Annotated in this window: 21 protein-coding genes; 12 read left to right on the top strand and 9 right to left on the bottom strand. The window is 70.8% G+C overall.

Translation table 11 applies throughout. The annotated features are described in order from the left end of the window. From AC1DU4_RS10065 to AC1DU4_RS10045, 5 genes are all read left to right on the top strand, one after another. On the top strand, positions 1–452 hold a 452-nt coding region (locus AC1DU4_RS10065; protein WP_477839421.1), incomplete at its 5' end, for a DUF1989 domain-containing protein. Further along, positions 452–2,497: a 5-oxoprolinase/urea amidolyase family protein gene (locus AC1DU4_RS10060; protein ID WP_477839419.1), complete on the top strand. Its 2,046-nt coding sequence runs from the start codon at positions 452–454 to the stop codon at positions 2,495–2,497. The genes AC1DU4_RS10065 and AC1DU4_RS10060, both read left to right, overlap by 1 nt. Positions 2,498–2,592: 95 nt before the next feature. Further along, entirely contained in the window at positions 2,593–4,566 is a 1,974-nt protein-coding gene (locus AC1DU4_RS10055) for an MFS transporter (protein ID WP_477839417.1), read from the top strand. After that, complete coding sequence (locus AC1DU4_RS10050; RefSeq protein WP_477839415.1) at positions 4,563–5,138, top strand: TetR/AcrR family transcriptional regulator; 576 nt, start codon at positions 4,563–4,565, stop codon at positions 5,136–5,138. The genes AC1DU4_RS10055 and AC1DU4_RS10050 overlap by 4 nt, the downstream gene beginning before the upstream one ends. Positions 5,139–5,162: 24 nt before the next feature. Next, positions 5,163–5,546 (top strand): YidH family protein, encoded by a 384-nt coding sequence (locus AC1DU4_RS10045; protein WP_477839413.1) that lies wholly within the window; start codon positions 5,163–5,165, stop codon positions 5,544–5,546. Here AC1DU4_RS10045 and AC1DU4_RS10040 read toward each other — a convergent pair. The 5 genes from AC1DU4_RS10040 to AC1DU4_RS10020 form a co-directional block, all read right to left on the bottom strand. Then, positions 5,541–6,476: a formylglycine-generating enzyme family protein gene (locus AC1DU4_RS10040; RefSeq protein WP_477839411.1), complete on the bottom strand. Its 936-nt coding sequence runs from the start codon at positions 6,474–6,476 to the stop codon at positions 5,541–5,543. The genes AC1DU4_RS10045 and AC1DU4_RS10040 overlap by 6 nt on opposite strands. A gap of 24 nt (positions 6,477–6,500) precedes the next feature. Further along, positions 6,501–7,442 (bottom strand): HAD family hydrolase, encoded by a 942-nt coding sequence (locus AC1DU4_RS10035; RefSeq protein WP_477839409.1) that lies wholly within the window; start codon positions 7,440–7,442, stop codon positions 6,501–6,503. A 4-nt stretch (positions 7,443–7,446) separates the two neighbouring features. Continuing rightward, positions 7,447–8,985, bottom strand: coding sequence for an arylsulfatase (locus AC1DU4_RS10030; RefSeq protein WP_477839406.1), 1,539 nt, complete (start codon positions 8,983–8,985; stop codon positions 7,447–7,449). Between the two features lie 175 nt (positions 8,986–9,160). Then, entirely contained in the window at positions 9,161–10,807 is a 1,647-nt protein-coding gene (locus tag AC1DU4_RS10025; RefSeq protein ID WP_477839404.1) for an FAD-dependent monooxygenase, read from the bottom strand. Positions 10,808–10,819: 12 nt separating this feature from the next. Next, the gene (locus AC1DU4_RS10020) at positions 10,820–11,734 is read right to left on the bottom strand and encodes a DUF5995 family protein (RefSeq protein WP_477839403.1); all 915 of its coding nucleotides are present in this window, start codon (positions 11,732–11,734) and stop codon (positions 10,820–10,822) included. A gap of 87 nt (positions 11,735–11,821) precedes the next feature. Here AC1DU4_RS10020 and AC1DU4_RS10015 point away from each other — a divergent pair, with 87 nt between their 5' ends. Then, positions 11,822–12,865 carry an Rv2578c family radical SAM protein gene (locus AC1DU4_RS10015; protein ID WP_477839402.1) on the top strand — a complete coding sequence of 348 codons (1,044 nt, stop codon included), beginning with the start codon at positions 11,822–11,824 and terminating at the stop codon, positions 12,863–12,865. Between the two features lie 102 nt (positions 12,866–12,967). Further along, positions 12,968–14,137 carry an AI-2E family transporter gene (locus tag AC1DU4_RS10010; protein WP_477839401.1) on the top strand — a complete coding sequence of 390 codons (1,170 nt, stop codon included), beginning with the start codon at positions 12,968–12,970 and terminating at the stop codon, positions 14,135–14,137. A gap of 19 nt (positions 14,138–14,156) precedes the next feature. Here the strand turns inward: AC1DU4_RS10010 and ypfJ are convergent, their stop codons facing one another. After that, on the bottom strand, positions 14,157–15,092 hold the full coding sequence (gene ypfJ / locus AC1DU4_RS10005) for a KPN_02809 family neutral zinc metallopeptidase (protein ID WP_477839399.1): 936 nt from the start codon (positions 15,090–15,092) through the stop codon (positions 14,157–14,159). Positions 15,093–15,246: 154 nt separating this feature from the next. Here ypfJ and aspS point away from each other — a divergent pair, with 154 nt between their 5' ends. The 3 genes from aspS to AC1DU4_RS09990 all read left to right on the top strand — a co-directional run bounded on the left by aspS (position 15,247) and on the right by AC1DU4_RS09990 (position 19,388). Then, entirely contained in the window at positions 15,247–17,052 is a 1,806-nt protein-coding gene (gene aspS, locus AC1DU4_RS10000) for an aspartate--tRNA ligase (protein WP_477839398.1), read from the top strand. Between the two features lie 16 nt (positions 17,053–17,068). Continuing rightward, positions 17,069–18,061 carry a DUF389 domain-containing protein gene (locus AC1DU4_RS09995; RefSeq protein ID WP_477839397.1) on the top strand — a complete coding sequence of 331 codons (993 nt, stop codon included), beginning with the start codon at positions 17,069–17,071 and terminating at the stop codon, positions 18,059–18,061. A 127-nt stretch (positions 18,062–18,188) separates the two neighbouring features. After that, on the top strand, positions 18,189–19,388 hold the full coding sequence (locus AC1DU4_RS09990) for a kinase (protein WP_477839396.1): 1,200 nt from the start codon (positions 18,189–18,191) through the stop codon (positions 19,386–19,388). Positions 19,389–19,401: 13 nt separating this feature from the next. On the opposite strand, the gene AC1DU4_RS09985 is transcribed toward AC1DU4_RS09990, so the two are convergent. Both AC1DU4_RS09985 and AC1DU4_RS09980 read right to left on the bottom strand, forming a co-directional pair. Beyond that, positions 19,402–21,111 carry an alkaline phosphatase D family protein gene (locus tag AC1DU4_RS09985; RefSeq protein WP_477839394.1) on the bottom strand — a complete coding sequence of 570 codons (1,710 nt, stop codon included), beginning with the start codon at positions 21,109–21,111 and terminating at the stop codon, positions 19,402–19,404. A 112-nt stretch (positions 21,112–21,223) separates the two neighbouring features. Then, the gene (locus tag AC1DU4_RS09980) at positions 21,224–22,903 is read right to left on the bottom strand and encodes an alkaline phosphatase D family protein (RefSeq protein WP_477839392.1); all 1,680 of its coding nucleotides are present in this window, start codon (positions 22,901–22,903) and stop codon (positions 21,224–21,226) included. Positions 22,904–23,117: 214 nt separating this feature from the next. On the opposite strand from AC1DU4_RS09980, the gene AC1DU4_RS09975 reads away from it, so the two are divergent. After that, on the top strand, positions 23,118–24,527 hold the full coding sequence (locus tag AC1DU4_RS09975; protein ID WP_477839390.1) for a replication-associated recombination protein A: 1,410 nt from the start codon (positions 23,118–23,120) through the stop codon (positions 24,525–24,527). Here the strand turns inward: AC1DU4_RS09975 and AC1DU4_RS09970 are convergent. Next, positions 24,511–25,005 (bottom strand): VOC family protein, encoded by a 495-nt coding sequence (locus tag AC1DU4_RS09970; protein WP_477839388.1) that lies wholly within the window; start codon positions 25,003–25,005, stop codon positions 24,511–24,513. The genes AC1DU4_RS09975 and AC1DU4_RS09970 overlap by 17 nt on opposite strands. A gap of 26 nt (positions 25,006–25,031) precedes the next feature. Between AC1DU4_RS09970 and AC1DU4_RS09965 the strand changes: the two genes are divergently transcribed. Next, positions 25,032–25,910 carry an AraC family transcriptional regulator gene (locus AC1DU4_RS09965; RefSeq protein WP_477839386.1) on the top strand — a complete coding sequence of 293 codons (879 nt, stop codon included), beginning with the start codon at positions 25,032–25,034 and terminating at the stop codon, positions 25,908–25,910. Positions 25,911–25,974 lie beyond the last annotated feature (64 nt).

Here is a 25,974-nt window from a genome sequence, read left to right as displayed (position 1 = left end):
CGGTTGCGGCGCAGCGCAACCTGTTCCTCACCACCGGCAGCGTGCTGCGGTCCGACGACGGCACCGCCCTGATGACTCTGGTCGCGGACGAGGTGGGCAGCCACGACACCGTGGGCGGTGCCTGCTCGCAGGAGTCGAACACGCTGCGGTACGGGCACCACACCCGGCACCAGCACGCCTGCGTGGAGAACTTCCTGATCGAGGGCGCCAAGTGGGGCCTGGGCAAGCGGGACCTGGTCTCCAACATCAACTTCTTCATGAACGTGCCGGTGGACGCGGACGGCACCCTCGGCATCGTGGACGGGCTGTCCGCGCCCGGCAAGCGACTGGCGGTGCGGGCGGAGGTCGACACCCTGGTCCTGGTGTCGAACTGCCCGCAGGTCAACAACCCCTGCAACGGATTCGACCCCACCGAGGTGCGGATGATCGTCACCCGGCCGGAGGTGTCGTGATGAGCCCCGCCGGCGGAGACGGCCGCTGCAACACCGTCACTGTCCAGCGTCCGGGCATGCTCACCACCGTCCAGGACTGGCCCGGCCGCGTCGGCTACTGGCAGATCGGGGTGCCGCCGTCGGGTCCGATGGACGACCTGTCGTTCCGGCTCGGCAACGTCGCGCTCGGCAACGACGAGGGCGCCGCCGGACTCGAGTCCGCGATGGCCGGCCCCGCCCTGCGATTCGACGAGGCCACCACCGTCTGCGTCACCGGCGCCCCCGCGAGCGTCCGGGTCGACGGACGGCCGGTGCGGTCGTGGGCGCCGGTGGAGGTGCCGGCGGGCGGGGTCCTGGACGTGGGCGCGGCGTCCGGGCCCGGCCTGCGGATCTACGTGCTGGTGCGCGGCGGCCTCACCGTGCCCGACTACCTCGGCAGCGGTGCGACGTTCACGCTCGGCAGGTTCGGCGGCCACGAGGGACGGACCCTGAGCGAGGGTGACGTGCTGCGCTGCGGCGAGGGGAGTGCGAACCCCGGCGCCGCGCAACCGGTTCCGATGGAACACCGCCCGGTCATCGGCGGACGCTGGGAGATCGCCGTCACCGAGGGCCCGCACGGGGCGCCGGAGTTCTTCACCCGCAAGGACATCGACACCCTGTACCGGACCGACTACCAGGTGCACTTCAACTCCGACCGCACCGGCGTCCGACTGGTCGGGCCGCAGCCGGACTGGGCCCGCGGCGACGGCGGCGAGGCCGGCCTGCACCCGTCCAACATCCACGACAACGCCTACTCCGTCGGCGCCCTCGACTTCACCGGGGACACCCCGATCCTGCTGGGCCCCGACGGCCCGAGCGTCGGCGGATTCGTCTGCCCGGTCACCGTGGTCTCGGCCGAACGCTGGAAGCTCGGCCAGCTCAGCCCCGGCGACACGGTCCGCTTCGTGCCGATCCGCGCGGAGCGCGCCGCCTCGAAACGCCAACTGGGACTGGGCCGGCGGGCCAGCCTGCCCGCCGTGTTCGGGGCGGGCGGCGACGGCGACGACGGGGTGATCGCCCGCCGCGACGGCGCCACCGCCGTCACCTACCGCCGCTCCGGCGACGACAACGTGCTCGTCGAGTACGGCGACATGACCCTCGACCTGGCGCTGCGGGCGCGGGCACACGCCCTGCACCAACGGCTCGACGCCGAGAAGCCCGCCGGCCTGCTCGACCTGACACCCGGGATCCGGTCCCTGCAGGTGCGCGTCGACCCCGACGTGCTGCCGGTGCCCAAACTGATGGGCCTGCTGGCCGAGGCAGAGGACCAGCTGCCGGACCTGTCGGAGCTGGTGGTGCCCAGCAGGGAGGTCCGGATGCCGCTGTCCTGGGACGACCCGTCCACCCGCGAGGCCATCAAGCGGTACATGAACGGCGTGCGCGCGGACGCCCCGTGGTGCCCCTGGAACATCGAGTTCATCAGGCGGATGAACGGATTGGACTCGGTGGCCGACGTGTTCGACACCGTGTTCGGCGCGCAGTACCTGGTGCTCGGCCTCGGCGACGTCTACCTGGGCGCGCCGGTGGCCACGCCGCTCGACCCGCGGCACCGCCTGGTGACCACCAAGTACAACCCGGCGCGCACCTGGACGCCCGAGAACGCGGTCGGGATCGGCGGGGCCTACCTGTGCGTCTACGGGATGGAGGGGCCCGGTGGCTACCAGTTCGTCGGTCGCACCACCCAGGTGTGGAACCACCGGCACCCGGAGCGGTCGGGGCCGTTCGAGGACGGCACGCCCTGGCTGCTGCGCTTCTTCGACCGGATCTCCTGGTACCCGGTCGAACCCGACGAGTTGCTCGAACTGCGCGCCGAGACCGCGGCGGGCGGGCCCGGCGGGGTCCAGATCACCGATGGCACCTTCTCGCTCGCCGAGCACGAGCGGTTCGTTGCCGAGAACGCCGAGTCGATCGCCGGGTTCCGGGCCGACCAGGCCGCGGCGTTCGGCGCGGAGCGCGAGGCCTGGTCGGCGGCAGGGGAGTTCGCCCGCACCCCGCCGTCGAGCGCCCCCGGCGAGGTGGCGGCCTGACGGTACGGGGCGAAATGTCCGGCTTGCGCGGGAGGGGTGAATGCCTGTTCACTCGGCGGTGAACGCCCATTCACCGCTGGCCCCTGGAGTACCCCGTGTCGACCCATTCGAAACAGGCGACGGGCCGGACGTCGAGCACCGTGCTGGTCACCGTGCTGTGCATGTCCGGCACCGTCGTCGCGCTGCAGCAGACCCTGATCATCCCGTTGCTCGCGGACTTTCCCGGGATCCTCGGCATCGACTACGCCAGCGCGTCCTGGCTGGTCACCGCGACGCTGCTGACCGCGGCGGTGGCGACACCGATCGTCTCGCGGCTGGCGGACATGTTCGGCAAGCGCCGGATGATGGTCGTCTCGCTGCTGACGATGGTGCTGGGGTCGGTGATCGCCGCGGTGGGTGCCACGTTCCCGGCGATGCTCGTCGGCCGCGGCCTGCAGGGATTCGCGTCGGCGCTGGTGCCGGTGGGCATCGGCATCCTGCGCGACGAGCTGCCCAAGTCGAAGGTCGCCGGTGCCACGGCGATGATGAGTGCGACCCTCGGCATCGGATCCGCGTTCGGGCTGCCGCTGTCCGGGCTGGCGTACGAGCACTTCGGCTGGCAGTCGATCTTCTGGCTGTCCGCGGCGTCGGGCGTGGCGCTGCTGATCGCGGTGCTCGTCGTCGTGCCCGAGTCGCCGGTGCGCACCCCCGGTCGCTTCGACTACGGCGGCGCGGTGCTGCTGTCCGTGGCGTTGACCGCGCTGCTGCTGGGCATTTCCAAGGGCGGCGCCTGGGGCTGGGCCAGTGAGCCGACGATCCTGGCGTTGGTGGTCTCGCTGGTCGCCTTCGCCGCGTGGTTCCCCTACGAGCTGCGCGTCAACCAGCCGATGGTGGACCTGCGCACCTCCGCACGCCGGCCGGTGCTGCTGACCAACATCAGCGCGCTGCTGGTCGGAATCTCCATGTACGCCAACATGCTGTCGACGACGCAACAGCTCGAGGTCAGCACCGTCACCGGGTACGGACACGGGATGACGGCGATGGTCGCCGGACTGTGCATGATGCCCGCCGGACTGATGATGGTCGCCGTCTCGCCCGTCGCGGGCCGGCTGATCGGCAGGGTTGGCGCGAAGCGCACGCTGGTCCTCGGTGGCCTGGTGCTCGCCGTCGCGTACACACTGCGCATCTTCCTCACCGGTTCGGTTCCGCTGATCGTCGCCGGCGCCATGCTGGTGACCACCGGCACCGCCATCGCCTACGCGTCGATGCCGATGCTGATCATGGGGTCGGTGCCGATCACCGAGACCGCGTCCGCGAACGGCCTCAACGCGCTGCTGCGCTCGGTGGGCACCTCGATCTCGAGCGCCGTCATCTCCGCGGTCCTCACCGCCGTCACCGTGGAGGTGGCCGGACAGGTGTTCCCCGCGCTCGGCGCGTTCAAGGTCATCTTCGCGATGGCCGCCGTCGCCGGTGTCGCGTCCGCGCTCGTCGCCGCCTTCATCCCACGGCAGCAGCCGGCGCCGGTTGTCGCCCCGATTACGGCCGATGCTGTTGGTGCACCCGAGGAACTGGTCGTCACCGGATCCGTCCTCCATGCCGACCTGCAGCCCATTCGGCACGCGGTCGTGTCGGTGTTCCGCACGAGCGGCGAGCCGGTCGACTGGAGTCGCGCCGACAACACGGGTGAGTTCTCGGTGGTGCTGCCCGCGCCGGGTCCGTATCTGGTGGTCGCCAGCGCCGACGGGTGGGCGCCCCGGTCGCAGGTGCTCGAGTTCGACGAATCTCGCACCCGCCAGAGCGTGGTGCTCGCGGAGCGGCTCCGGTTGTGCGGACGGGTGAGCGCGGGCGGGCTGCCCGCGACGGCGGCCGTGGTGACCCTGGCCAAGACCACCGGGGAGTTCGTCGCGTCCACGCGTTGCAACGACGACGGCCGGTACGAGTTGGCGCTGCCACCCACCGGCCGCTACCTGTTCACCGCGCTCGAGCCGGGCAGTCGGTGCACCAGCACCCGCCAGATCTTCGTGCTGGCGCAGTCGGCGACAATCGACGTCGACCTGGCCGAGGACCTGGAGGCGGTGCGAGCCCCGTGAGCGGAGCGACGACCCGGGACGCGGTGGTGGCCGCAGCCCGGGAACTGTTCGGCCGGCGCGGCTACACCGCGACCACGATCAAGGACATCGCCGCCCGGGCCGGGTGCTCGCCCGCGATGGTGATGAAACTGATGGGCAGCAAGGCCGCGCTGCTGGCCGCCGCGGACCCGTCCGAGCCGACCCTCGACGCGGGGGAGGGCGCCCGGGAACCGGTGGGGTACGGGCTCGTTCGCCGTCTGGTCGAGCGACGCGACAGCGACGCGCCCGACCCCCTGGCGACCGTGCTGCTGCTGATCCACGAGTCCGAGGACCAGGATGCGGCGCGGGCAGACTACGAGCGCCGCTACGTCGCCGCCATCGCCGAGCGCATCGGCGACCGGTCCGACGCCCAGGTGCGCTCACACCTGGTGCTCGCCGCACTGCTGGGACTGGCGGGCGGGACGCGGACGATGGGGCTGCTCGGCCCCGAGGTCATCGCCCGCGAGGAGCTGATCGAGCGATACGGGGCACTGGTGCAGGCGATCGTCGACGGGCCCGACGGTCCGGGGCCGGTCGCGACACTCGACGGGTGACCGCGCGCCTGCCATTGTTGAGGGGTGACTCGACGAGGCGAGCATCGTGGTCGACGAGTTCGCCGGCCGGACATCTTCGGCCCCACCCGCCCGAATGCCGGAAGCACGGCTCGCGACCACCTCGCGAACGAGCGAACCTACCTCGCATGGCATCGCACCGGCATCAGCGTCGCCGCTCTCGGTGTCGCGGTGGCGAAATTTGCGCCGGACCGCGGCGGCCACGCCGTCGCGGCCGGGCTCATCCTGATGGGCGCGGGACTCCTGGTGTCCGCCTACGGCACCCTCCGGTACCGGGCCGTCGACCGGCAGCTCGAGTCAGGGCAATTCGCACCCGCCACCTTCGCCGCGATCGCCACGACGACCATCGTCACCCTGCTGGCGCTCGTCGCCGTGGTGGTTCTGCTATGAACCGGGAACGGCGGCGACGCAGCGGAACCCGATGTGGCTCATGCCGGTGTCGACCATCTGCGGCCGACGCGCCGCGGGACGGTACCGCCGGCAGTAGCTGTCGGCGCACAGGAACGAGCCACCCTTGATCACCTTGCGGGGCACCTGGAACTGGGGCTGGCGGCTGTCGAAGCTCTGCGACATGTCGGGCCCGCGGGGGTTTCTCGGCGCGCAGCACGACTCCGCGGTGTCGGGGTGCCGGTCCGAGTACCAGTCCGCGGTCCACTCCCACACGTTGCCCGCCATGTCGTACAGGCCGTACCCGTTCGACGCGAAGCTGCCGACGACGGTCGTGGCGCCGTAGCCCGGCTCGGCCCGCCACGGAAAGTCCCCGTGCCAATAGTTCGCCAGCGCAGCTGATTCGGGCTCGGGGGCGTCGCCCCAGGTGAAGTCGGTGTGGTCGAGGCCGCCCCGGGCGGCGGCCTCCCACTGCGCCTCGGTGGGCAGTGACCGGCCGGCCCACCGGGCGTAGGCCGCCGCATCCTCGTGGGCGACATGGACGACGGGATGCCGCTCGCGGCCGGCCGTGGTGGACGCCGGACCGGTGGGGCGGCGCCAGGACGCGCCGACGGTCCAGGTCCACCACTGGCTGAGGTGACGGAGGTCGACCGGGCCCGGCGTCGGGGTGAACACCATCGACCCCGGTTGCAGGTTCTCCGCGGGCGCCCCGGGAAAGTCGGCGGGGTCGAGCGGGCGTTCGGCGACCGTGAGATACCCGGTGTCCCGGACGAATCGGGCGAACTGCTCGGTGGTGACCTGGTGGGTCTCGATGGCGAACGCGTCGACCGCCACCCGATGCGACGGGCCTTCTTCCCGGTAGTGCCGATCCGAGCCCATGGTGAAGGTCTGGGACGGGATGTGCCGGACCTCGGAGACGGTCTGCGTTTCCAACGAAGCCTTCCCTTCTTCCCCTGATCAGGTGACGGCCGACGAGAAGACGTTGGTCCAGTCGTGCTTCATGCTTACCACGGTCCAGTCCCTCTCCCGTGCGTGATCGAGGGCCTCCTCGGCGCCTGCGACGTAGTCGAATTCGCGGTCGGCGTCGTCGTGCAGGATCAGCATCCGCAGGGCGGGGCGGTCTGGCTGCCCGGAGAACGCGAGCATCGGCAGGTCGCCGTTGGAGTTGCCGACCGACAGGATCGGCCGCCGCCCGATCCGGCTCCAGATCCGGATCGGCTTCTCCGGTCCGTCGTCGAAGAAGTCCATCGCGGCCTTGTAGAGCAGGTCCGTCGCGTCCGCACCCTCGCGGTACGAGAGGCCGAGGGCGCTGCCGATGATGCGTTCCGGCGGCACCCCGTAGAGCCGRCCGGCGACCGGTCTCATGAAGTCGCGGTCGCCGCCGGAGGCGATGTAGTTCGCGAAGCCGTTCGCCTCGAGGTAGCRCAACAACTCGACCATCGGCGCGTATCCGCAGCCGCGGTAGGGGCGGCCGAGCGTGGGGTGGTCCGCGCCGTCGAAGAAGGCCCGGACCCGAGCGTCGTAGTTCTCGACCGTGACGGAATCGAACGCCTCGGTGACCGCGCCCATCAGCAGTTTCAGGTCGTCGTCGTCGCCCCGGTAGTGCTTGACCATCGCCGCGCCGAGCCAGTGGAGGTCGTGCTCGTGGGCCGCCTTCCAGGGTTGCTTCTGCTGGAGGGCGGGATCGGCCGCGGCCATCTCGGCGAAACGCCGGACGGTGAAGTCGAGCTGGACGGGCATCGGCTTCTCGCACCAGAGGGTGCCGTCGTTGTCGAAGACGGCCACCCGGTCCGCGGGTTCGACGAAGTCCGGTCCGCCCGCGGCGGTGACCCGTTCGACGAAGTCGACGATCGCGGATCGGGTCGGTCCGTCCGCCCAGGAGCCCAGGTCGTTACCCACCGCGTCAGTCCTTCGCCAGGAAGGCGTGCAGCTTGGCCACCGCGTGGTCGATGGTGAAGCTGGCCGGCTCCTGCCGCGGGGGAAACTCCTTGAACGTCTCGAGGAACTGACTGGTGATGAACGTGCCGTAGATGGCGATGTAGTCGTGGTCGAGGAACCAGTCCCAGTAGGTGTTCGAGGTGATGTCGGCCCGCTCGAACGGATCGGTGCGCAGGTTGAACACCTTCGGCACCCGCAGGGCCGTGAACGGCTCCGCCCACAGCCCGAGGGTGCCCTGCGCCCGCTGCTCCATGAACACGATCTTCCAGTTGTCGAAGCGAATGCCCAGCACGTCGCAGTCGTCGGAGAAGTAGATCAGTCCCCGCCGCGGGGACGTCTCGACCTCACCGGTGAGGTACGGGAGCAGGTTGTAGCCGTCGATGTGCGCCTTGAATGTCTTGTCGCCGACGGTGTGCCCGGTCTTCAGTTGCTCGACGATCTCGGGCTCGCCCGCGGCGGCGAGGAAGGTGGGCAGCCAGTCGTGGTGCTGGACGATCTCGTTGGACACCACCCCGGCGGGGATCCTGCCCGGCCAGCGGATCACCTCGGGGACGCGGAAGGCGCCCTCCCAGTTCGTGTCCTTCTCGCTGCGGAACGGGGTGGTCGCGCCGTCCGGCCAGGTGTTGGCGTGGGGGCCGTTGTCGGTGCTGTAGATGACGATGGTGTCCTCGGCGAGACCGAGCTCGTCGACCGCGTCGAGCAGCCGGCCGACGTGCTTGTCGTGATCGATCATGGTGTCGTGGTACGGCGACTGCCAGTGCCCGGCCTGGCCCAGGCTCTCCGGTTTGGTGTGGGTCCGCAGATGCATGTGCGTGGTGTTCATCCACACGAAGAAGGGTGTCTCCGCCTCCTTCTGCCGCGTGATGAAGTCGATTGCCGCGGACACCGTCTCGTCGTCGATGGTCTCCATCCGCTTCTTGCTCAGCGGCCCGGTGTCCTCGATGCGTTGCTTCCCGACCGGCCCGTAACGCTGATCGACCTCGCCGGCGTCCTCCTCGGTGGCCCAGCAGTGCAGGACGCCGCGCGGCATCATCACCTCGTGCAGTTTGGGGTAGTCCTGTGCGCTGGGATAGTCGGGCAGCTCGGGTTCTTCCTCGGCGTTGAGGTGGTAGAGGTTGCCGAAGAACTCGTCGAAACCGTGCACGGTCGGCAGGTACTTGTTGAGGTCGCCGAGGTGGTTCTTCCCGAACTGTCCGGTGGCGTATCCGAGCGGCTTGAGCAGTTCGGCGATGGTGGGGTCCTCGCCCGACAGTCCGACGTCGACCCCCGGGATTCCCACCTTGCTCATCCCGGTGCGGTACACGCTCTGACCGGTGATGAACGAGGCGCGTCCGGCCGTGCAGCTCTGCTCGCCGTACGAGTCGGTGAACTTCATGCCCTCGTCGGCGAGGCGGTCGATGTTCGGTGTCCGGTAACCCATCAGCCCGTCGCTGTAGCAGCTGAGATTGGTGATTCCGATGTCGTCGCCCCAGATCACCAGGATGTTGGGTTTGGTGTCCGCCATCGTTCGCTCCTCGCGTGTGCGTTCGGATGCGATGCCCGTGCAGATGCAGATGCAGATGCAGTGCTCCGGGCACCAGGGATGTGGCGCCTACGACGCTGCTCGGGTGCGCAGGCGGGCGCATCACCCGTACCGGGTGAGACGCCGCCGCGCCCCGGCCGACGACGGCCGTTCCGGGTCAGCGCAGGGTGCGGGCCAGGTTTCCGGCGAGGCCGGCGAGGGTGATCTCGTTCGCTCGGTGGCCGAGGTAACCGTCCGGGCGGACCAGGAATCCGGATCGGCCGGAGGCGCCGTACCCGGCGGCGAAGTGTCCCGCGGAGTCGCGGAGGGTGATGCCCGAGGCGTCCGGGACGTCGGCGGCGGGGTCGACCAGGACGTAGGTGCGCACCGCGGACCCGAACTGCTGCTCGACGGCCGCGGCCAGCGCCCGTTGCGTCGTCCAGTCCGCACTGTCGGCTGCCCACAGCAGCAGGGTGTGGCCGGGGTGGCGCAGCAGTGCGTGCACCCGGGTCGGAACGGCGGCGCAGTCCTGGGTCAGGCCGGTGGCGTCGGGGGCCCGTTGACCGGGGGCGGGTCCGGACGTGGGGGCGGCGTCGGCCGGGTCCGCGCCGACGAGCGGGCTGTCCGGGTAGCCGACCAGCAGCTGGGCCTCGCGGGCGATCACGACGGCGGGATCGGTTTCGTCCGCGCCGATGCCGTGGCGGGCCTGCCGCACGGTGCGCCCCACCACCTCCTCGCCGACCGGGCGGCGTTCGGCGTCGTAGCTGTCGAGCAGTCCGTCCGCGGCCTGCCCGCGCACGGCCAACGCGAGCTTCCAGGCGAGGTTGCAGCCGTCCTGGATGCCCGTGTTCATGCCCTGCGCGCCGGTGGGCGGGTGGATGTGCGCGGCGTCCCSGGCGAGGAACACCCGACCCACCCCGTAGCAGGACGCCAGTCGGTGACTGATCCGGAACACCGACGACCACCGCAACCGCGAGGCGGTGGTCGGCTGCGGCGCCAGCCGGTCCAGCACCGCCTGCACGTGCCGCAGCTCCGGCCGCCGTCCGCCCTCGAGCCCGTGTGCGACCTCCCCGGATCCCGGTGGCGCGGTGGCGAGTTCGTCGGGCACCAGCATCGAGACCCGGTAGCGGCGCTCGCCCGGCAGCGGGATGCACACCAGCAGGTCGTCGGTGACGCCGTCGCGCTGGTGCATCGCGCGGACCCCGAACCCGACGGGCATGGTCCAGTCGAGTTCGACGTCGGCGAGCATGTACTCCTCGGGAAAGGCGTCGCCCTCGAACCCGACGCCGAGTCCCTTGCGGACCAGGCTGTGCGCGCCGTCGCAGCCGACCAGGTACCGGCACACGACGGTCGAAACGCCACTCGGGCCGTGGACGGTCGCGACGACGTGGTCGTGGTCCTGGGTGAACCCGGCGAACTCGACGCCGCGTTGCACCCGGCCGCCGCGCTCGGTCAGCGCCTCGGCGAGCACCCTTTCGGTCTCGTACTGCGGCAGCGCCAGGAAGCGGTACGGCACCTGCTCGGGCAGCGAGAGTTCCAGCTGGGCGGTCTGCGTGCCGTTGACGTAGACCAGCTGGCCTCGCATGGTGATGCCGGCGTCGAGCGCGGGGCGGACGACGCCCATCGAGTCCCACAGTTCCAGGGTGCGGGGCTGGATGCCCACCGCCTTGGCGAACGGTGCCCGCTCCGCCAGTCGGTCGACGACCATCACGTCCACGCCGTGTCGCCGGAGTTCGAGAGCCACCGTCAGACCGACAGGTCCCGCACCGACCACCAGGACGTCGGTGCTCGTGTGCGGGATCTTCGGGTCGACCGCCGAAGTCATGCCCCGATTGTCTCAGAGTCCGCCGAGGCGGGCGAGGACTTCGACGGCGCCGTCCGCGGCGGTCCACAGGGCGTCCATCTCCGCCGCCGCGGCCGGGGCGGTCTGCGGGTTCTGCAGGGCGAGGCCGGTGGCGAGGGTGAGGGTGTTGTAGCCGCTGTCGGCGGCGCGCAGCAGCAGTTCGGACGCGACACCCTCGCCCGCGAGCCGGTCCAGGCCCTCGCCGAGGAAGTAGAAGCGCCACAGCGGTCCCAGGTCCGCACCGTAGACCGCCTTCGTCCTGGTGACGATCGCGTCGCCGTCGGTGGCGATCGAGTCGACGATCTTGTAGAAGTCGGGCACGTTCGGCTGCGCCGTGCCGGTCGCAGCGACCGCGCGCGCGAGGTCGATCGTCAGGTGGGTGTTGTAGCCGACCATGGCCACCCGGCCGGGGGACTGCGTGCAGTCGTAGGCGAGCGCGAAGTAGCGCTGCCAGGCGGGATCGACCGGGCCGCCGGTGAACTCCGCATGCACGTTGACCAGGTAGCGACGCAGCAGGTCCGTGCTGACCGCGTGCGCCCACGTCGGCGTCGCGAACGCGGCGGGGTTGCGCTGCAGCGGCATGACCGCGGCCTGGACGACGGCGTCGAGTCCGATGCCGAACAGTCCCCGCCGGTCGCGATGCGCGACGAGGATCTCGGCGATTCGCTGCTGCCGGGACGCGAAGTCCTCGAGGCGCGCCATGGGATCGGCGGCGGTGACGGTGCCGGTGTCGGAGAGCGCGGCGACCGTGGCCATCTCGGCGTCGGAAAGCGCGGTGCCGCAGGCGGTGTCGGGGACCGGTGTCGCCCCGGCGACCGGGGCGAGTGCGGTCGAGCAGAGCAGGGACAGTGCGGCGACGGCTGCGAGACGAGTCCCGGCCGTTCGCGCGGCGGACCGGCGGGGGCTCATCGGCGAAGCCTAGCCAGCGGCGGGCCCGCGGGCAGGGCGACGGCGCGAGGGGTTGACTTGACCTAGAACGAGTGTTCGACTGTAGCCATGCGATGGCAGGGGCAGGCTCTCGACGTCGGGCAGTCGTCGGACGACGACGGGGCCCTTCCCGGGCTGGCGCGCGCGGGACTGGTGCGGAGCGTACAGACCCCCGAGTTCGAGGGGATCACCTTCCACGAGGTGCTGTGCAAGTCGGCGCTGAACAAGGTGCCGGAGGGCTCGGCCCTGCCGTTCCGGTTCACGGTCAACCCCTTTCGCGGCTGCACCCACGCCTGCCGGTACTGCTTTGCCAGGCCCACCCACGAGTACCTGGACCTCGACGCCGGCGCGGACTTCGACAGCCAGGTGGTGGTGAAGACGAACATCGCGGCCGTGCTGCGCCGCGAGCTGGCCCGCCGGTCCTGGAAGGGCGAACCGGTGGCGCTGGGCACCAACACCGACCCGTACCAGCGGGCCGAGGGCCGCTACCGGCTGATGCCGGGCATCATCGGCGCGTTGACGGAGTCCCGCACGCCGTTCTCGATCCTGACCAAGGGCACCCTGCTGCGCCGGGACCTGCCGCTGCTCACCATGGCCGCGCGCCAGGTGCCGGTCTCCGTCGCGGTGTCGCTGGCCATCCACGACCCGGACCTGCAGGCGTCCATCGAGCCGGGCACCCCGTCCCCGCGGGCCCGGCTGGAGCTGATCCGGGCGATCACCGACGCGGGCTTCGACTGCAATGTGATGGTCGCGCCGGTGATCCCGTTCCTCACCGACTCCACCCGGCACCTGGACGGGCTGTTCGGCGCGCTGGCGGAGGCAGGCGCGAGTGGGGTGACGGTCTTCCCGATGCACCTGCGCGGCAGCACCCGCGGCTGGTTCCTCAACTGGCTCGCACAGGAGCATCCGGCGCTGGTGCGCAGGTACCGGCAGCTCTACGGCCGCGGCGCCTACGTGACCCCGGAGTACAAGCAGTGGCTGCGCGGCCGGGTGGCGCCGCTGGTGGAGAAGTACGGCCTCGGCGGGCGCGACGGTCACCGGCAGGCGGCGTCGCCGCAGCCGGCGCGCGAGCTCGTCGGTGCCGGGGCGCCGGCCGCGCTGACCCTGTTCTGAGTCGGCCGGTGCCCGAGCTGCCCCGGTTTCGAGCTGTGTTCCCCGCACCCGGCGAGTAGATTCCGGCGGTACGGGAGGAGCCACCCGACTACGGAGTGTGCGATGAGCGAGTCGACCGGGCAGAACGTTCCGACACCGGCCGCCGACGTGGACCGGCGCGCCAACACTCGATGGTTGCGGATCGCGATCCTCTACGTGCTGCTCGCCATCGCGGCGTACCAGATGTCCGGATGGCTGTTCCACAATCTGCGTGGCTTCCTCGGACTGCTGTTCCTGGCCTGGCTGTTCAGCGTCACCATCGAACCGATCGTGGACTGGCTCGAACGCCGCGGACTGCGTCGCGGCGCCGGCACAGGCCTGGTGCTCCTCGCCCTCTTCCTGTTCGTGGTGGGGTTCGTGGGGGTGTTCGGCACGCTGCTCGTCGACCAGCTCGCCCAGCTGCTGACCGCGCTGCCGGACGCGCTCTCGCGGGTGACCGAATGGGCCAACCGGACCTTCGGCACCGAGTTCGCGACCGGGAAGGACCTGATCAAGATCACTCCGGACACGGTCCGCGACCTCGCGGAACGGTTCACGCCCGGGGTGCTGGGAGTGCTCTCGTCGCTGCTGGGCGTCGTGTTCCAGGCGATGACCCTGCTGCTGTTCGTCTTCTACATGTCCGCCGAGGGGCCGGCCATGCGTCGGACGATCTCGAGCTGGTTCCCGGCCCGGCAGCAGCAGATCATCTCGACGGTGTGGGGCATCTCGGTCGAGAAGGCCGGCGGGTACGTCGTGTCGAGGTTGATCCTGGCCGCGGTGAGCACCGTCGTGACCGGAATCTTCCTGATGGCGATAGGGGTGCCGTACTGGCTGCCGCTGGCGATCTGGACCGGCGTGGTCTCGCAGTTCATCCCGACGCTGGGCACCTACCTGGCGATCGCGTTGCCCGCGATCATCGCCGCGGCGGCGCAGCCCGTGGACGGACTGTGGGTGGTGGTGTTCGGCACCGCCTACCAGCAGGTCGAGAACTACGTGCTGCACCCGCGGATCACCTCCAGGACCGTCTCGATCCACCCGGCGGTCGCCTTCGGTTCGGTGATCGTCGGGGCGTCGCTGTTCGGTGCGGTCGGCGCGCTGGTGTCCGTGCCGGTGGTCGCGGTCATCCAGGCGATCGTGGAGACCTACGGCCATCGCTACGACCTCGTGCACGAGGGTCAGGGAGACTCCGCGGCGCCGCCGGAAGGTACCGCGACGCCGCCGGAACCCCCGGACGAGCCACCCCTGGCCGAGTAGCCGACCTCGTCGGTTGCGACTACCGGGTCAGCGCGGGCGGGTTGTCCAGATCCCGTGCGGCGTAGGTGTTGCAGGCGCTGACCTTGCCGGTCTTGTAGCCGGTGAGGAACCACTTCTGCCGTTGATCCGAGGAACCGTGCGTCCAGCCCTCGGGGTTGACGCGTCCGCTCGACGCCCGCTGGATGCGGTCGTCGCCCACCGACGACGCGGCCGACAGGGCGTCCCGGATGTCGGTCTCGGTCAGCGGCTTCAGGAACGGCTCGCTGCTGCCGGGCGCGGGCAGGGTGTCCGCGTAGTGCGCCCAGACGCCCGCATAGCAGTCGGCCTGCAGCTCCGTCCGGACCGCGCCGGACTGCGCGCCCTTCGGATCGGCCTGCGCGCGGCCGATGTCGCCGAGCTGGTTCTGGATGTGGTGGCCGATCTCGTGCGCGACGACGTACTCCTGCGCGAGAGGTCCGGCGCTGGAGCCGAACTGGTCGACGAGCAACTGGAAGAAGCTGGTGTCGAAGTAGGCGGTGGAGTCCGCGGGGCAGTAGAACGGGCCGACGTCGCTGGTCGCGTTGCCGCAGCCGGTGTTCACCGAGCCGGAGAAGAGCATGACGCCGGGCATGACGTACGGGGTGCCGGTCTGCTTGCCGAGCTCCTGCGCCCACACCGCGTCGAGGCTCTCGGCGGTGAGGGCAACCCGGCAGTTCACGTCGCGGTTGGCGTCCACGCCGGTCTTGCAGTTTGCGACCTGGCTCAGCGAACCCGTCCCCAGCTGGGCGTCGTCCTGGGCTCCGGTGAGGTTGCCCAGCGCAGTCCCCGGGTCGCCGCCGAACAGCAGGGCAAGCACGAGTACGAGGATGCCGCCGAGGCCGCCGCCGAGCGCGACCTTGCCGCCGCGGCCACCGCCGCCGCTGCCACCGACGGAGACCCGTCCCGGAGTGATCTGAGCGCCCTCGTTGAAGGTCATGGTCACCGCTTTCTGTCGGGGTCTGTGATCGCCGGGGACAGCTTCGCACGCGAAAGGCTCCGGGTGATTCCTCTGGTGCGTTATGTCTTCCGTGTTGCTTCTCCGTAGGATCACTGACGACAGAACGCTGTTGAAAGTGTGTGAAAGGAACCCCGTGCTGCGCACCCATCTCGCCGGCTCGTTGCGAGCAGAGCAGGCCGACCAGACCGTCACCCTCACCGGATGGGTGGCCCGGCGGCGCGATCACGGCGGGGTGATCTTCATCGACCTGCGCGACGCTTCCGGCGTCTCACAGGTGGTCTTCCGCAGTGAGGACGTGCTCGAGCAGGCGCACAAGCTGCGCGCCGAGTACTGCGTCAAGGTCACCGGCACCGTCGAGGTCCGCCCCGAGGGCAACCAGAACTTCGAGATCCCGACCGGCGCCATCGAGGTCAACGCGGTCGAGCTCGAGGTGCTCAACGAGAGCGCCCCGCTGCCGTTCCAGCTCGACGACAACGCCGGCGAGGAAGCTCGCCTCAAGTACCGCTACCTGGATCTGCGCCGTGAGGGTCCCGGCCACGCGATCCGGCTGCGCTCGAAGGTCAACGCCGCGGCCCGTCAGGTGCTCGCGCACCACGAGTTCGTCGAGGTCGAGACCCCGACCCTGACCCGCTCCACCCCCGAGGGTGCCCGCGACTTCCTGGTGCCCGCGCGCCTGCAGCCCGGCAGCTTCTACGCCCTGCCGCAGAGCCCGCAGCTGTTCAAGCAGCTGCTGATGGTCGGCGGCATCGAGCGGTACTACCAGATCGCCCGCTGCTACCGGGACGAGGACTTCCGCGCCGACCGGCAGCCGGAGTTCACCCAGCTCGACATCGAGATGAGCTTCGTCAACCAGGACGACGTCATCCTGCTGGCCGAGGAGATCTTGACGAACGTCTGGAAGCTGATCGGACACGAGATCACCACCCCGATCGCGCGGATGACGTACGCCGAGGCGATGCGTCGCTACGGCTCCGACAAGCCGGACCTGCGGTTCGACATCGAGCTGGTCGAGTGTGCGGAGTTCTTCTCCGAGACCACCTTCCGGGTGTTCCAGGCCGAGTACGTCGGCGCCGTCGTGATGCCCGGCGGCGCGAGCCAGCCGCGCAAGCAGCTCGACGCGTGGCAGGAGTGGGCCAAGCAGCGCGGCTCCAAGGGCCTGGCGTACGTCCTCGTCGGCGAGGACGGCACCCTCGGCGGGCCGGTCGCGAAGAACCTCACCGACGCCGAGCGTGACGGCCTGGCCGCGCACGTCGGCGCGAAGCCCGGCGACTGCATCTTCTTCGCCGCGGGCGCGACCAAGTCCTCGCGCGCGCTGCTCGGTGCCGCGCGCGGCGAGATCGCCCGCAAGCAGGACCTGATCGACCCCAACGCGTGGGCGTTCCTGTGGGTGGTCGACGCGCCGCTGTTCGAGCCGACCGCCGACGCCACCGCCAGCGGCGACGTGGCCCTGGGCTACAGCGCCTGGACCGCGGTGCACCACGCGTTCACCTCGCCGAAGCCGGAGTCGATCGACACCTTCGACACCGAGCCGGGCACCGCACTGGCGTACGCCTACGACATCGTCTGCAACGGCAACGAGATCGGCGGCGGCTCGATCCGTATCCACCGCAAGGACATTCAGGAACGCGTCTTCAAGGTGATGGGCATCTCGCACGAGGAGGCCGAGGACAAGTTCGGCTTCCTGCTCGACGCCTTCGCCTACGGTGCGCCCCCGCACGGCGGCATCGCGTTCGGCTGGGACCGGATCACCGCCCTGCTCGCGGGCATGGACTCGATCCGCGAGGTCATCGCGTTCCCGAAGTCCGGCGGCGGCGTCGACCCGCTCACCGACGCGCCCTCGGCGATCACGCCGCAGCAGCGCAAGGAGTCGGGCATCGACGCCAAGCCGGAGTCCAAGGAGACCAAGGAGCCGAAGGACGGCAAGGCCGAGCAGGCCTGATCGGCCGGGTGACCCCGTGCTGCACCTGCGCGTGATCAGTCCGGTCTCGCGAACCGAGGACGTACTGGCCATGCTGCGGGCGCAGCCGGGGGCAACCCACATCGTGCTCACGCGCGGCGGCGCGCTCTCTCCGGAGGGCGACGCCGTCCAGGCCGACCTGGCGCGCGAGTGCACCGACGAGGTGGTCGACGCGCTCGAGTCGATGGGGCTCGAGCACACCGGCGCCATCACGCTCGAGCCGCTCGACACCGTGATCTCCGACGCCGCCAGGCAGGCGCGGCGGCTGGCGCCGGGGGACCCCGACGACACGGTCGTCTGGGAGGAACTGCTCGGGCGCACCCGGGAGGAGTCGACGCTCAACGCGACCTTCCTCGCCTTCCTCACCATCGCCTGCCTGCTGGCGGCAATCGGGGTGGTCACCGACTCGCCGGTGACGATCGTCGGCGCGATGGTGGTCGGTCCCGAGTTCGGCCCGCTGGCGGCGCTGGCCGTCGCGATCGTGCGGCGCGAACGCCGGCTTGCCCGGCGTTCGCTGGCGGCGCTGGTGGTCGGCTTCCCGGTGGCCATGCTGGTCACCGCGGTCGGGGCGCTCGCGGCGGAGGCGGCCGGTTGGTTGAGCCTCGAGACCTTCGACCGGATCCATCAGGTGGACTTCATCTACCAGGTGGGCCCGTTCTCGCTGGTCGTGGCCCTGCTGGCGGGCTCGGCGGGGATGCTGGCGCTGGTCAGTTCCAAGTCGGCGGCGCTGGTCGGGGTGTTCATCTCGGTGACCACGGTGCCCGCAGCCGGATTCGCCGTGGTGGCCGCGACGGTGGGGCAGTGGCACGTCGCGTTGCTGTCGGCATGCCAGCTCGCGGTGAACATGATCGGCATCGTCTCCGCCGGGGTGCTGGTGCTGGCGTTGCACCCGCGTCGGCGACAGTCGCTGCGGCATCGGCGGGGCGCGCGACCCGACCGGGGTGTGGTGATCCGCCGGGCCGGGTCTGTGCCGGATGGCCCGCTGGCGTAACCTGTTTGAGATTAATCGTACGGCCCGGTCTGTTTTTGCTGGTCGCGCCGGTATGTGGCTCCGCGGGTGGGCGGAGCGTTGAACTAGACGGCCCGAATCGGGCCGAGGGCGGGTAGGTTGGATCGCGATGACCGCATTATTGGCCGACCCAGTTTCTGAGGTTGTGACAGCAGCCGAGGCGCTGCTCGAACGACGCACCGGAGCGCCCGTCACCCTCGTCGACCCCGTCGACCTCGGTGGCAGTGGCCGCACGATCGTGCTGCGGGTCCGGTGCGCCGAGAATCCGTTCTCGCTGCCCCGCACCCTGGTGATCAAGCAGGTGCGGGAACTCTCCGCCGCATCCCATGCCCGCAGCGTCGCGGTGTACGGACCGGGCACGCCGGCCGCCGGCCCCGCAGACGGCGAGCTGGTCGACACCGCGTTCCTCCGCGAGGCGGTCTCGTACCAGTTCGCGAACGCCCTCGCGACGGAATCGCGGCCCGGTCCCGAACTTATCGCCTACGACCTCTCGGCCCGCCTGCTGGTCCTCGCCGATCTCGGCGACGCCACCCCGATCGCGAGCCTGCTGGCACGCGCCGACGAGGCCTCGGTGACCAACTCGCTGATGGCCATGGCCCAGTCGATGGGACGCATGCACGCGGCCACCGTCGGCCGTGAGGAGGACTTCACCGCGCTGCTGCGGCGGGCCGGGGTGGAGAAGTACCACAGCAGTGTCGCCGAGCAGGTCGGTGCGACGATGCCCAAGGTGCCCGGTCTGATCGAGCGCGAGCTCGGCATCACCGTCCCGCCGGAGTTGGCGAACCGTGCCGGTCACGCCGTGCGGCTGTTCAACGGCGGCCGCTACCGCGCCTTCAGCCCGTCGGACCTGTGCCCGGACAACATCATCGTCAACGGCGAGGGCGTGCAGTTCCTGGACTACGAGTGGGGCGGCTTCCGGGACGCCACCCTCGACCTCTCCTACGCGCTCACCTCGTTCCCGGGATGCCTGTGCAGCATCGAGCTGACCCAGGAACGTTCGGCAGCCATGGTGGACGCCTGGCGCGCCGAGGTTGTCGGGATGTGGCCGCAGCTGGCCGACGACCACCTGCTGGCGACCGGACTGCTCGAGGCGCAGCTGATGTGGACCTGGCTGTCCACCTACTGGTTCCTGCCCGACGACCACGCCCGGATCGCCGCGGCGCGCGAACACCACATGTCCGTGCCCCGGTCCAAGGCGCTGATTGCGCGCTGGCGTGCGCTCGAGGTGTCGGCCCGGCGGACCGGTGAGCCCGGCGTGGCGGACCACGCCGGGCTCGTGGCGGACGCCATGGACCGGCACTGGGGCTGAGCCCCGGCCGGCCCTACGGCCGGTAGGCGGCCGGGTCGAGAGGCGCCGCCGGCTGCGTCCGCTGCTCGCCGGACCCGACCCGGAAGCTGGCGCCGTGGGTGGCGGCGGCGCGGGGGGCGGTGGGGTCGGACAGGTAGAACCAGTCCATCTGCGCGTTGGCCCGGTTCACCTCGAACACCCCGTAGCCGTGCGAGTCGAAGTCGATGTACCGGATGTGCCGGTTGACCGCCTTGAAGGCCTCCTCCACCGCGACGCTGGCCGTGCGCGGCGGCACGTTCAGCGAGTCGTCCATGTTCGGTGAGGTCACCGACGGCACCACGAACTCGGTGCCGACCGTCGGTCCGGCCGGGTAGTTCGCCGCGTCCACCGGCAGGTCGCACGCCCACGAGGAGTGGATGTCGCCGGTGATGAACACCGTGTTGTCGACGCCCTGCCCGGCGATCGCGTCGAACAGTCGCCGGCGGTCGGCGGTGTAGCCGTCCCACGAGTCGGTGCCGTAGGGAATGCCCGCGGCGGGCACGCCGATCATCTCGGTGACCGCGGCGGTGGTCCTGGTGTCCAGGGGCGGGATCTGGCTGGGTGCGATCATCACCGGGTTGCCGACGACCTTCCACCGCGTCGGCGACGACACGATTCCGCTTGTCAGCCAGTCCATCTGGGCCCGGCCGGTGATGGTCCGCTCCGGGGCGTCGACCTTGCGCCAGCCCGCGCCGGGGGACGCCTGCTCGTCGCGGTAGGTGCGCAGGTCGAGCATGGAGATCTCGGCGAGGTTGCCGAACCGGAATCGCCGGTACAGCGCCACCTCGGTGCCGGACCCGTTGACCCGCACGGGCATCCACTCGAAGTAGGCCTGCGCGGAACTGGCCCTGCGGGTGGCCCAGTCGCCCTCGGTCGCGGGGTTGTGGTTCTCGGCACCGGCCTTGTACGCGTTGTCCGCGGACTCGTGGTCGTCCCAGGTCGCTATGAACGGCAGGCGCGCGTGCAGGGCCGCCAGGTCCGGGTCGGTCTTGTACTGGGCGTGCCGGATCCGGTAGTCGGCGAGGGAGACGATCTCGTGTGCGGGCTCGTGCAGGCGCACGGATCCGTTCCTGGCGCCGTACTCGCCCTGGCCGTACTCGTAGATGTAGTCACCGAGGTGGATGACGGCGTCCAGGTCCTCGCGCAGCGCCAGGTGGCGGTAGGCGGCGAAGTAGCCGGCTTCCCAGTTGGAGCAGGACACCACGCCGAACCGCAGTCGGTCCAGGTCCGCGTCGGTCGCGGGTGCGGTGCGGGTCCGCCCGACGGGGGAGACCTGGCCGGAGACCGCGCCGCCGCGGGTGGTGAAGCGGAAGTGGTAGGTGGTCGCGGCCTCGAGGCCGGTGACGTCCACCTTGACGGTGTGGTCGGACTCGGCGGTGGCGGTGGCGGTGCCGCTGCGCACCACGGAGGCGAAGGCCGGGTCCGTGGCCATCTCCCAGCGCACCGGAACCTGCTCGCCGACACCGGAACCCGGTGTCGCCGCGGCGTCGGGCGTGACCCTGGTCCAGATCACCACGCGGTCGGGGAGCGGGTCTCCGGACGCGACGCCGTGCCCGAACGCGACGACCGGCGTGGTTGCGGCCGCAGCCTTTCCGGTCACCGAGACGGCGAGGCCGGCGCCGGCCGCGATGGCCGAGCCGCGTAGCAGTCCGCGCCGGCTCAGTCCGGGGCGTTCGGCGTCGGGTCGGGGGGAGCATTCGGGCACGCATGATTCAGGCACCTGGGAATCAGACCCCGAACCTGGACGCCTGCTCAATTCAAAACAGGGCTGTGCGCGCGATGTTCACCCGATGTTCGCCGCCGGGCCAGCCGGGCGCTCATGCGCCCGGTCGGTGGGAGGCGGGGTCGAGCGGAGCGCCGACCGGGACCGCGCGCTGGGCGCCGTCCGCGACCCGGAAGCTCGCACCATGGCGCACGGTCGCACGGGGGTCGATCGGATCGCTGATGTAGTACCAGTCCATTTGCGAACCGGCGGTGGCGATCTCGAACACGCCGTATCCGTGCGAGTCGAAGTCGAGGTACCGGATGTGGCGGTTGACAGCCTTGTATGCCTCCTCCACTGCGAGGCTGGCGGTGCGGGGCGGCACCCCCAGTGAGTCGTCCATGTTCGGCGAGGTCACCGACGGCACCACCAGCTCGGTGCCGATCGTGGGGCCCGCCGGGTAGTTCGCGGCGTCGAGAGGAAGGTCGCAGGCCCAGGAGGTGTGGACGTCGCCGGTCAGGAAGACCGTGTTGTCGACACCCGCCGCGGCAATCGCGTCGTACAGGCGGCGGCGGTCGGCGGCGTAGCCGTCCCACGAGTCGGTGCCGTAGGGAATGCCCGCCTGGGGCACTCCGATGAGATCGGTGAGCGCCTTGGTGGTCTTGAGGTCCAGCGGCGGGACCAGGGTGGGTGCGATCATCACAGGGTTGCCGACCACCTTCCACCGGGTGGGCGAGGACACGATGCCCTTGGTGAGCCAGTCCATCTGCGCGCGGCCGGTGATGGTCCGGTCGGGGGAGTCCACCTCGCGTCCGGCGGTGGCGGTGGGCTGCACGTCGCGGTAGGTGCGCAGGTCGAGCATGGAGATCTCGGCGAGGTTACCGAACCGGAATCGCCGGTACAGCATCACCTCGGTGCCGGCCCCGGTGGGCCGCACGGGCATCCACTCGAAGTAGGCGCGCGCGGAACTGGCCTTGCGGGTGGCCCAGTCGCCCTCGGTGGCGGGGTTGTGGTTCTCGGCGCCACTCTTGTAGGCGTTGTCGGCCGACTCGTGGTCGTCCCAGGTCGCGATGAACGGCACCCGCGCGTGCAGCGCCATCAGGTCCGGGTCGGTCTTGTGCTGGGCGTGCCGGATCCGGTAGTCGGCGAGGGAGACGATCTCGTGCGCCGGGTCGGTGGGCCGGACCGGACCGTTGCGTCCCCCGTACTCGCCGCGGCCGTACTCGTAGATGTAGTCACCGAGGTGCAGGACCGCGTCCAGGTCCTCGCGCTGGGCGAGGTGGCGGTAGGCGGAGAAGAATCCGGCCTCCCAGTTCGAGCAGGACACCACGCCGAACCGCAGCCGCGCCAGGTCCGCATCGTTGGCGGGCGCGGTGAGGGTGCGTCCGACGGGCGAGACCTGGCCGCCGACCGCGCCGCCGCGGGCGGTGAAGCGGTAGTGGTAGGCGGTCGCGGGCTCGAGGCCGGTGACGTCGACCTTGGCGGTGTGGTCGGACTCGGCGGTGGCGGTGGCGGTGCCGCTGCGCACGACGGAGGTGAAGCCGGGATCGGTCGCGACCTGCCAGTCCAGCGACATCGGCTCGCCCACACCCGACCCCGGAAGCGCGTCGGTGGACGGCGTGACGCGAGTCCAGATGATGACGCGGTCGGGGAGCGGGTCGCCGGACGCGATGCCGTGCCCAAAGGCAACGGCCGGCGCGGCGGCGGTGGCGGTGGCGGGCATTCCGGTCACGGAGACGGCGAGGCCGGCGCCGGCCGCGATGGCGGAGCCGCGGAGGAGTCCGCGCCGGCTCATTCCGGCGCGATCGGCAGCGGGTCGGGAGGAGTGTTCGGGCACGGGTGATTGAGGCACCTCGGGATCACACCCCAAACCTGGACGCTTGACCAGTTCAAAACGGGGCATGTGCGCGGTGTTCACCCGATGTTCGCCCTCCCACCCCCGAGTCGCCCAGCTCACTCCGCACCGGCGGCGGGGGGTTGACGTCGGGGTCGGCTAGTAGCGTCGGGGTGTGACTGACTTCTTCGGCGACACAGACGCGGGCGGCGACGGGACGGGCCTGTTCGAGGCTCCGGCCACCGAGTCGGCACCCGAACCGTTCAGGTCGGTCCCCGCGCGAACGTCGACGCCGAATCCGGGCGCGCCACTCGCGGTGCGGATGCGGCCGGCGACGCTGGCGGAGGTGGTCGGTCAGCAGCACCTGCTGGCGCCGGGGGCCCCGCTGCGTCGCCTCGTCGAGGGGTCCGGCGCGTCGTCGGTGCTGCTGTACGGTCCGCCCGGGACCGGCAAGACCACGCTGGCGTCGCTCATCTCGGGCGCCACCGGGCGCAGGTTCGAGGCGCTGTCGGCGCTGTCGGCCGGTGTCAAGGAAGTGCGCGGCGTCATCGAACTGGCCCGACGGCGGCTGCTCCACGGCGAGCAGACTGTCCTGTTCATCGACGAGGTCCACCGGTTTTCCAAGACGCAGCAGGACGCGCTCCTCGCTGCGGTGGAGAACCGCATCGTGCTGCTGGTCGGGGCGACCACCGAGAACCCGTCCTTCTCGGTGGTCTCGCCGCTGTTGTCGCGTTCGCTCGTGCTGCAGTTGCAGTCGCTGACGTCCGACGACATCCGAGTCGTGATCGAGCGCGCCCGCACCGACGAGCGGGGACTGGGCGGATCCGTCGAGATTGCCGACGACGCACTCGAACATCTCGTCCGCCTCGCCGCCGGCGACGCTCGACGGGCGTTGACGGCGCTCGAAGCCGCGGCGGGCGCCGCGCTGGACCGCACCGCGGTGCGTCCCGTGTTGCTCGATCTCGAGACCGTCGAGTCCAGTGTCGACAAGGCCGCCGTCCGCTACGACCGCGACGGCGACCAGCACTACGACGTGATCAGCGCGTTCATCAAGTCCATCCGCGGCTCCGACGTGGACGCCGCGCTGCACTACCTGGCCCGGATGATCGTCGCGGGGGAGGACCCGCGCTTCATCGCCCGCCGGCTGGTGGTGCACGCCAGCGAGGACATCGGGATGGCGGACCCGACCGCCCTGCAGACCGCGACCGCCGCCGCGCAGGCCGTGCAGCTGATCGGCATGCCGGAGGCCCGGTTGGCGTTGGCGCAGGCCACCATCCACCTGGCCACCGCGCCGAAGTCCGGTGCCGTCATCGCGGCGCTCGGTGCGGCGATGGCCGACGTCAACCAGGGCCGCGACGGGCTGGTGCCCCCGCACCTTCGCGACGGCCACTACGCCGGGGCGGAGAAGCTCGGCAACGCCGTCGGCTACCGGTACCCGCACAACCACCCGGACGGGGTCCTCGGCCAGCAGTACCCGCCGGACGAGCTGGTCGGCGTCGACTACTACGAACCCACCGGCCACGGCGCCGAACGTGAGCTGGCGCAACGGGTTCCGAAGCTGCGTCGGATCATCCGGGGGAGTTGACGGACGCGGCCTCGTCGGCCAGCCACGCGTCGACGCGGCGGCGCGCCTCCTCCTCGGAGACCTCCTCGACCCGGGTCATGATCGCCCAGCGATGGCCGAACGGGTCCAGCACCGCGCCGAAGCGGTCGCCGGTGACGAAGGTGGACGGCTCCTCGAACGCCGTCGCGCCGGCGTCGACCGCCGTGCGCCAGACCCGGTCCACGTCGGCGCAGTAGAGGACGTACGAGTGGTTGACCGGCGCGGTCGGGTCGGGCGCGACCAGGCCCGATTCCGGCATCGGGTCCGACAGCTGCAGCCGGCCGGTGCCGAAGTCGAACTCGGCGTGCGCAATCCGGCCGTCCGGCAGGTCGTTGCGCGAGATCAGGCGGGCGCCGAAGACGTCGACGTAGAAGTCGATCGCGGCGGCGGCGCCGTCGACTACCAGGAACGGGGTGAGGGTGGTGTAGCCGTCGGGGACGGGCGTGGGGATCGTGTTCACGGTCCCAGCCTGCCTACACTCGGCCGATGGCGTCTTTGACAGATGCGACAGGAAGCCGGGGGATTCTCCGGCCGTCCCAGGTGGGGTCCGTCTACCAGCTCGGCCGCTACCCGTGCGACCCGCGCCTCGACCCGTACGTCGAGCACTACTGGTCGGTGCGATGGGCCCTGGACACCCCGCGGCGGGAGCAGTCGTCGGTGCTCTCGCATCCGGCCGTGCACCTGTCGTTCGAGGAGGGGGAGGAGCCGGTCAGGCACGGGCACCCGTTGCCGTCGGTGCTGGTGCACGGCGTGATCACCACGCGTTTCGACATCGAACTGGCCGGGCGAGGGCGCGTGCTGGGGGTGAAGTTCCGTCCCGGTGGGTTCACCGCACTCACCGGCCTGGACGCGAGCCGGTTCACGGACTCGGTGGCCTCGCTGCCGACTGTCGTCCGCGGCGCCGAGGGTCTGCGGGACGAGGTGTTCGCCTGCGAGGACGACGAGGGCCGGTGCGCGGTCGCGGAACGTCATCTCGTGGCCCGGTTGCCGTCGGAGGTGGACCCTGACTACGTCCGGGTCCGCGCCCTCGTTGAGGACGTCGCCGCCGACCGCGGAGTGGTCCGGTCCGCCGAGTTGGCTCGGCGACACGCCATGAGCGATCGGACGATGCAGCGCCTGCTGCGCCGGTATGTCGGCATCTCCGCGGCCTGGCTGATCCGCCGCTACCGCCTGCTCGACGCGATGACCGCTCTGCAGGAGGACCCGGGCCTCGACCTGGCCGAGCTGGCGCTCACCCTGGGCTGGTACGACCAGTCCCATCTCACCCGGGATTTCACCGCGGCGGTGGGTGTTCCACCGTCGCGGTACGGGCGCGGACTCGACACCGGCCGCGGCGGCGACGGAGTGTCCGGGTCCGCGCGATAGGCTGGCGGTTGGCCGAGGTGTCGCAATACTGGCGTGCGCGCATACCCGTGCGCGTCCGGAGCGG

This window comes from Rhodococcus sp. P4_F5, from assembly GCF_056401315.1.
This window is presented reverse-complemented; position numbering and strand designations above follow the sequence as displayed.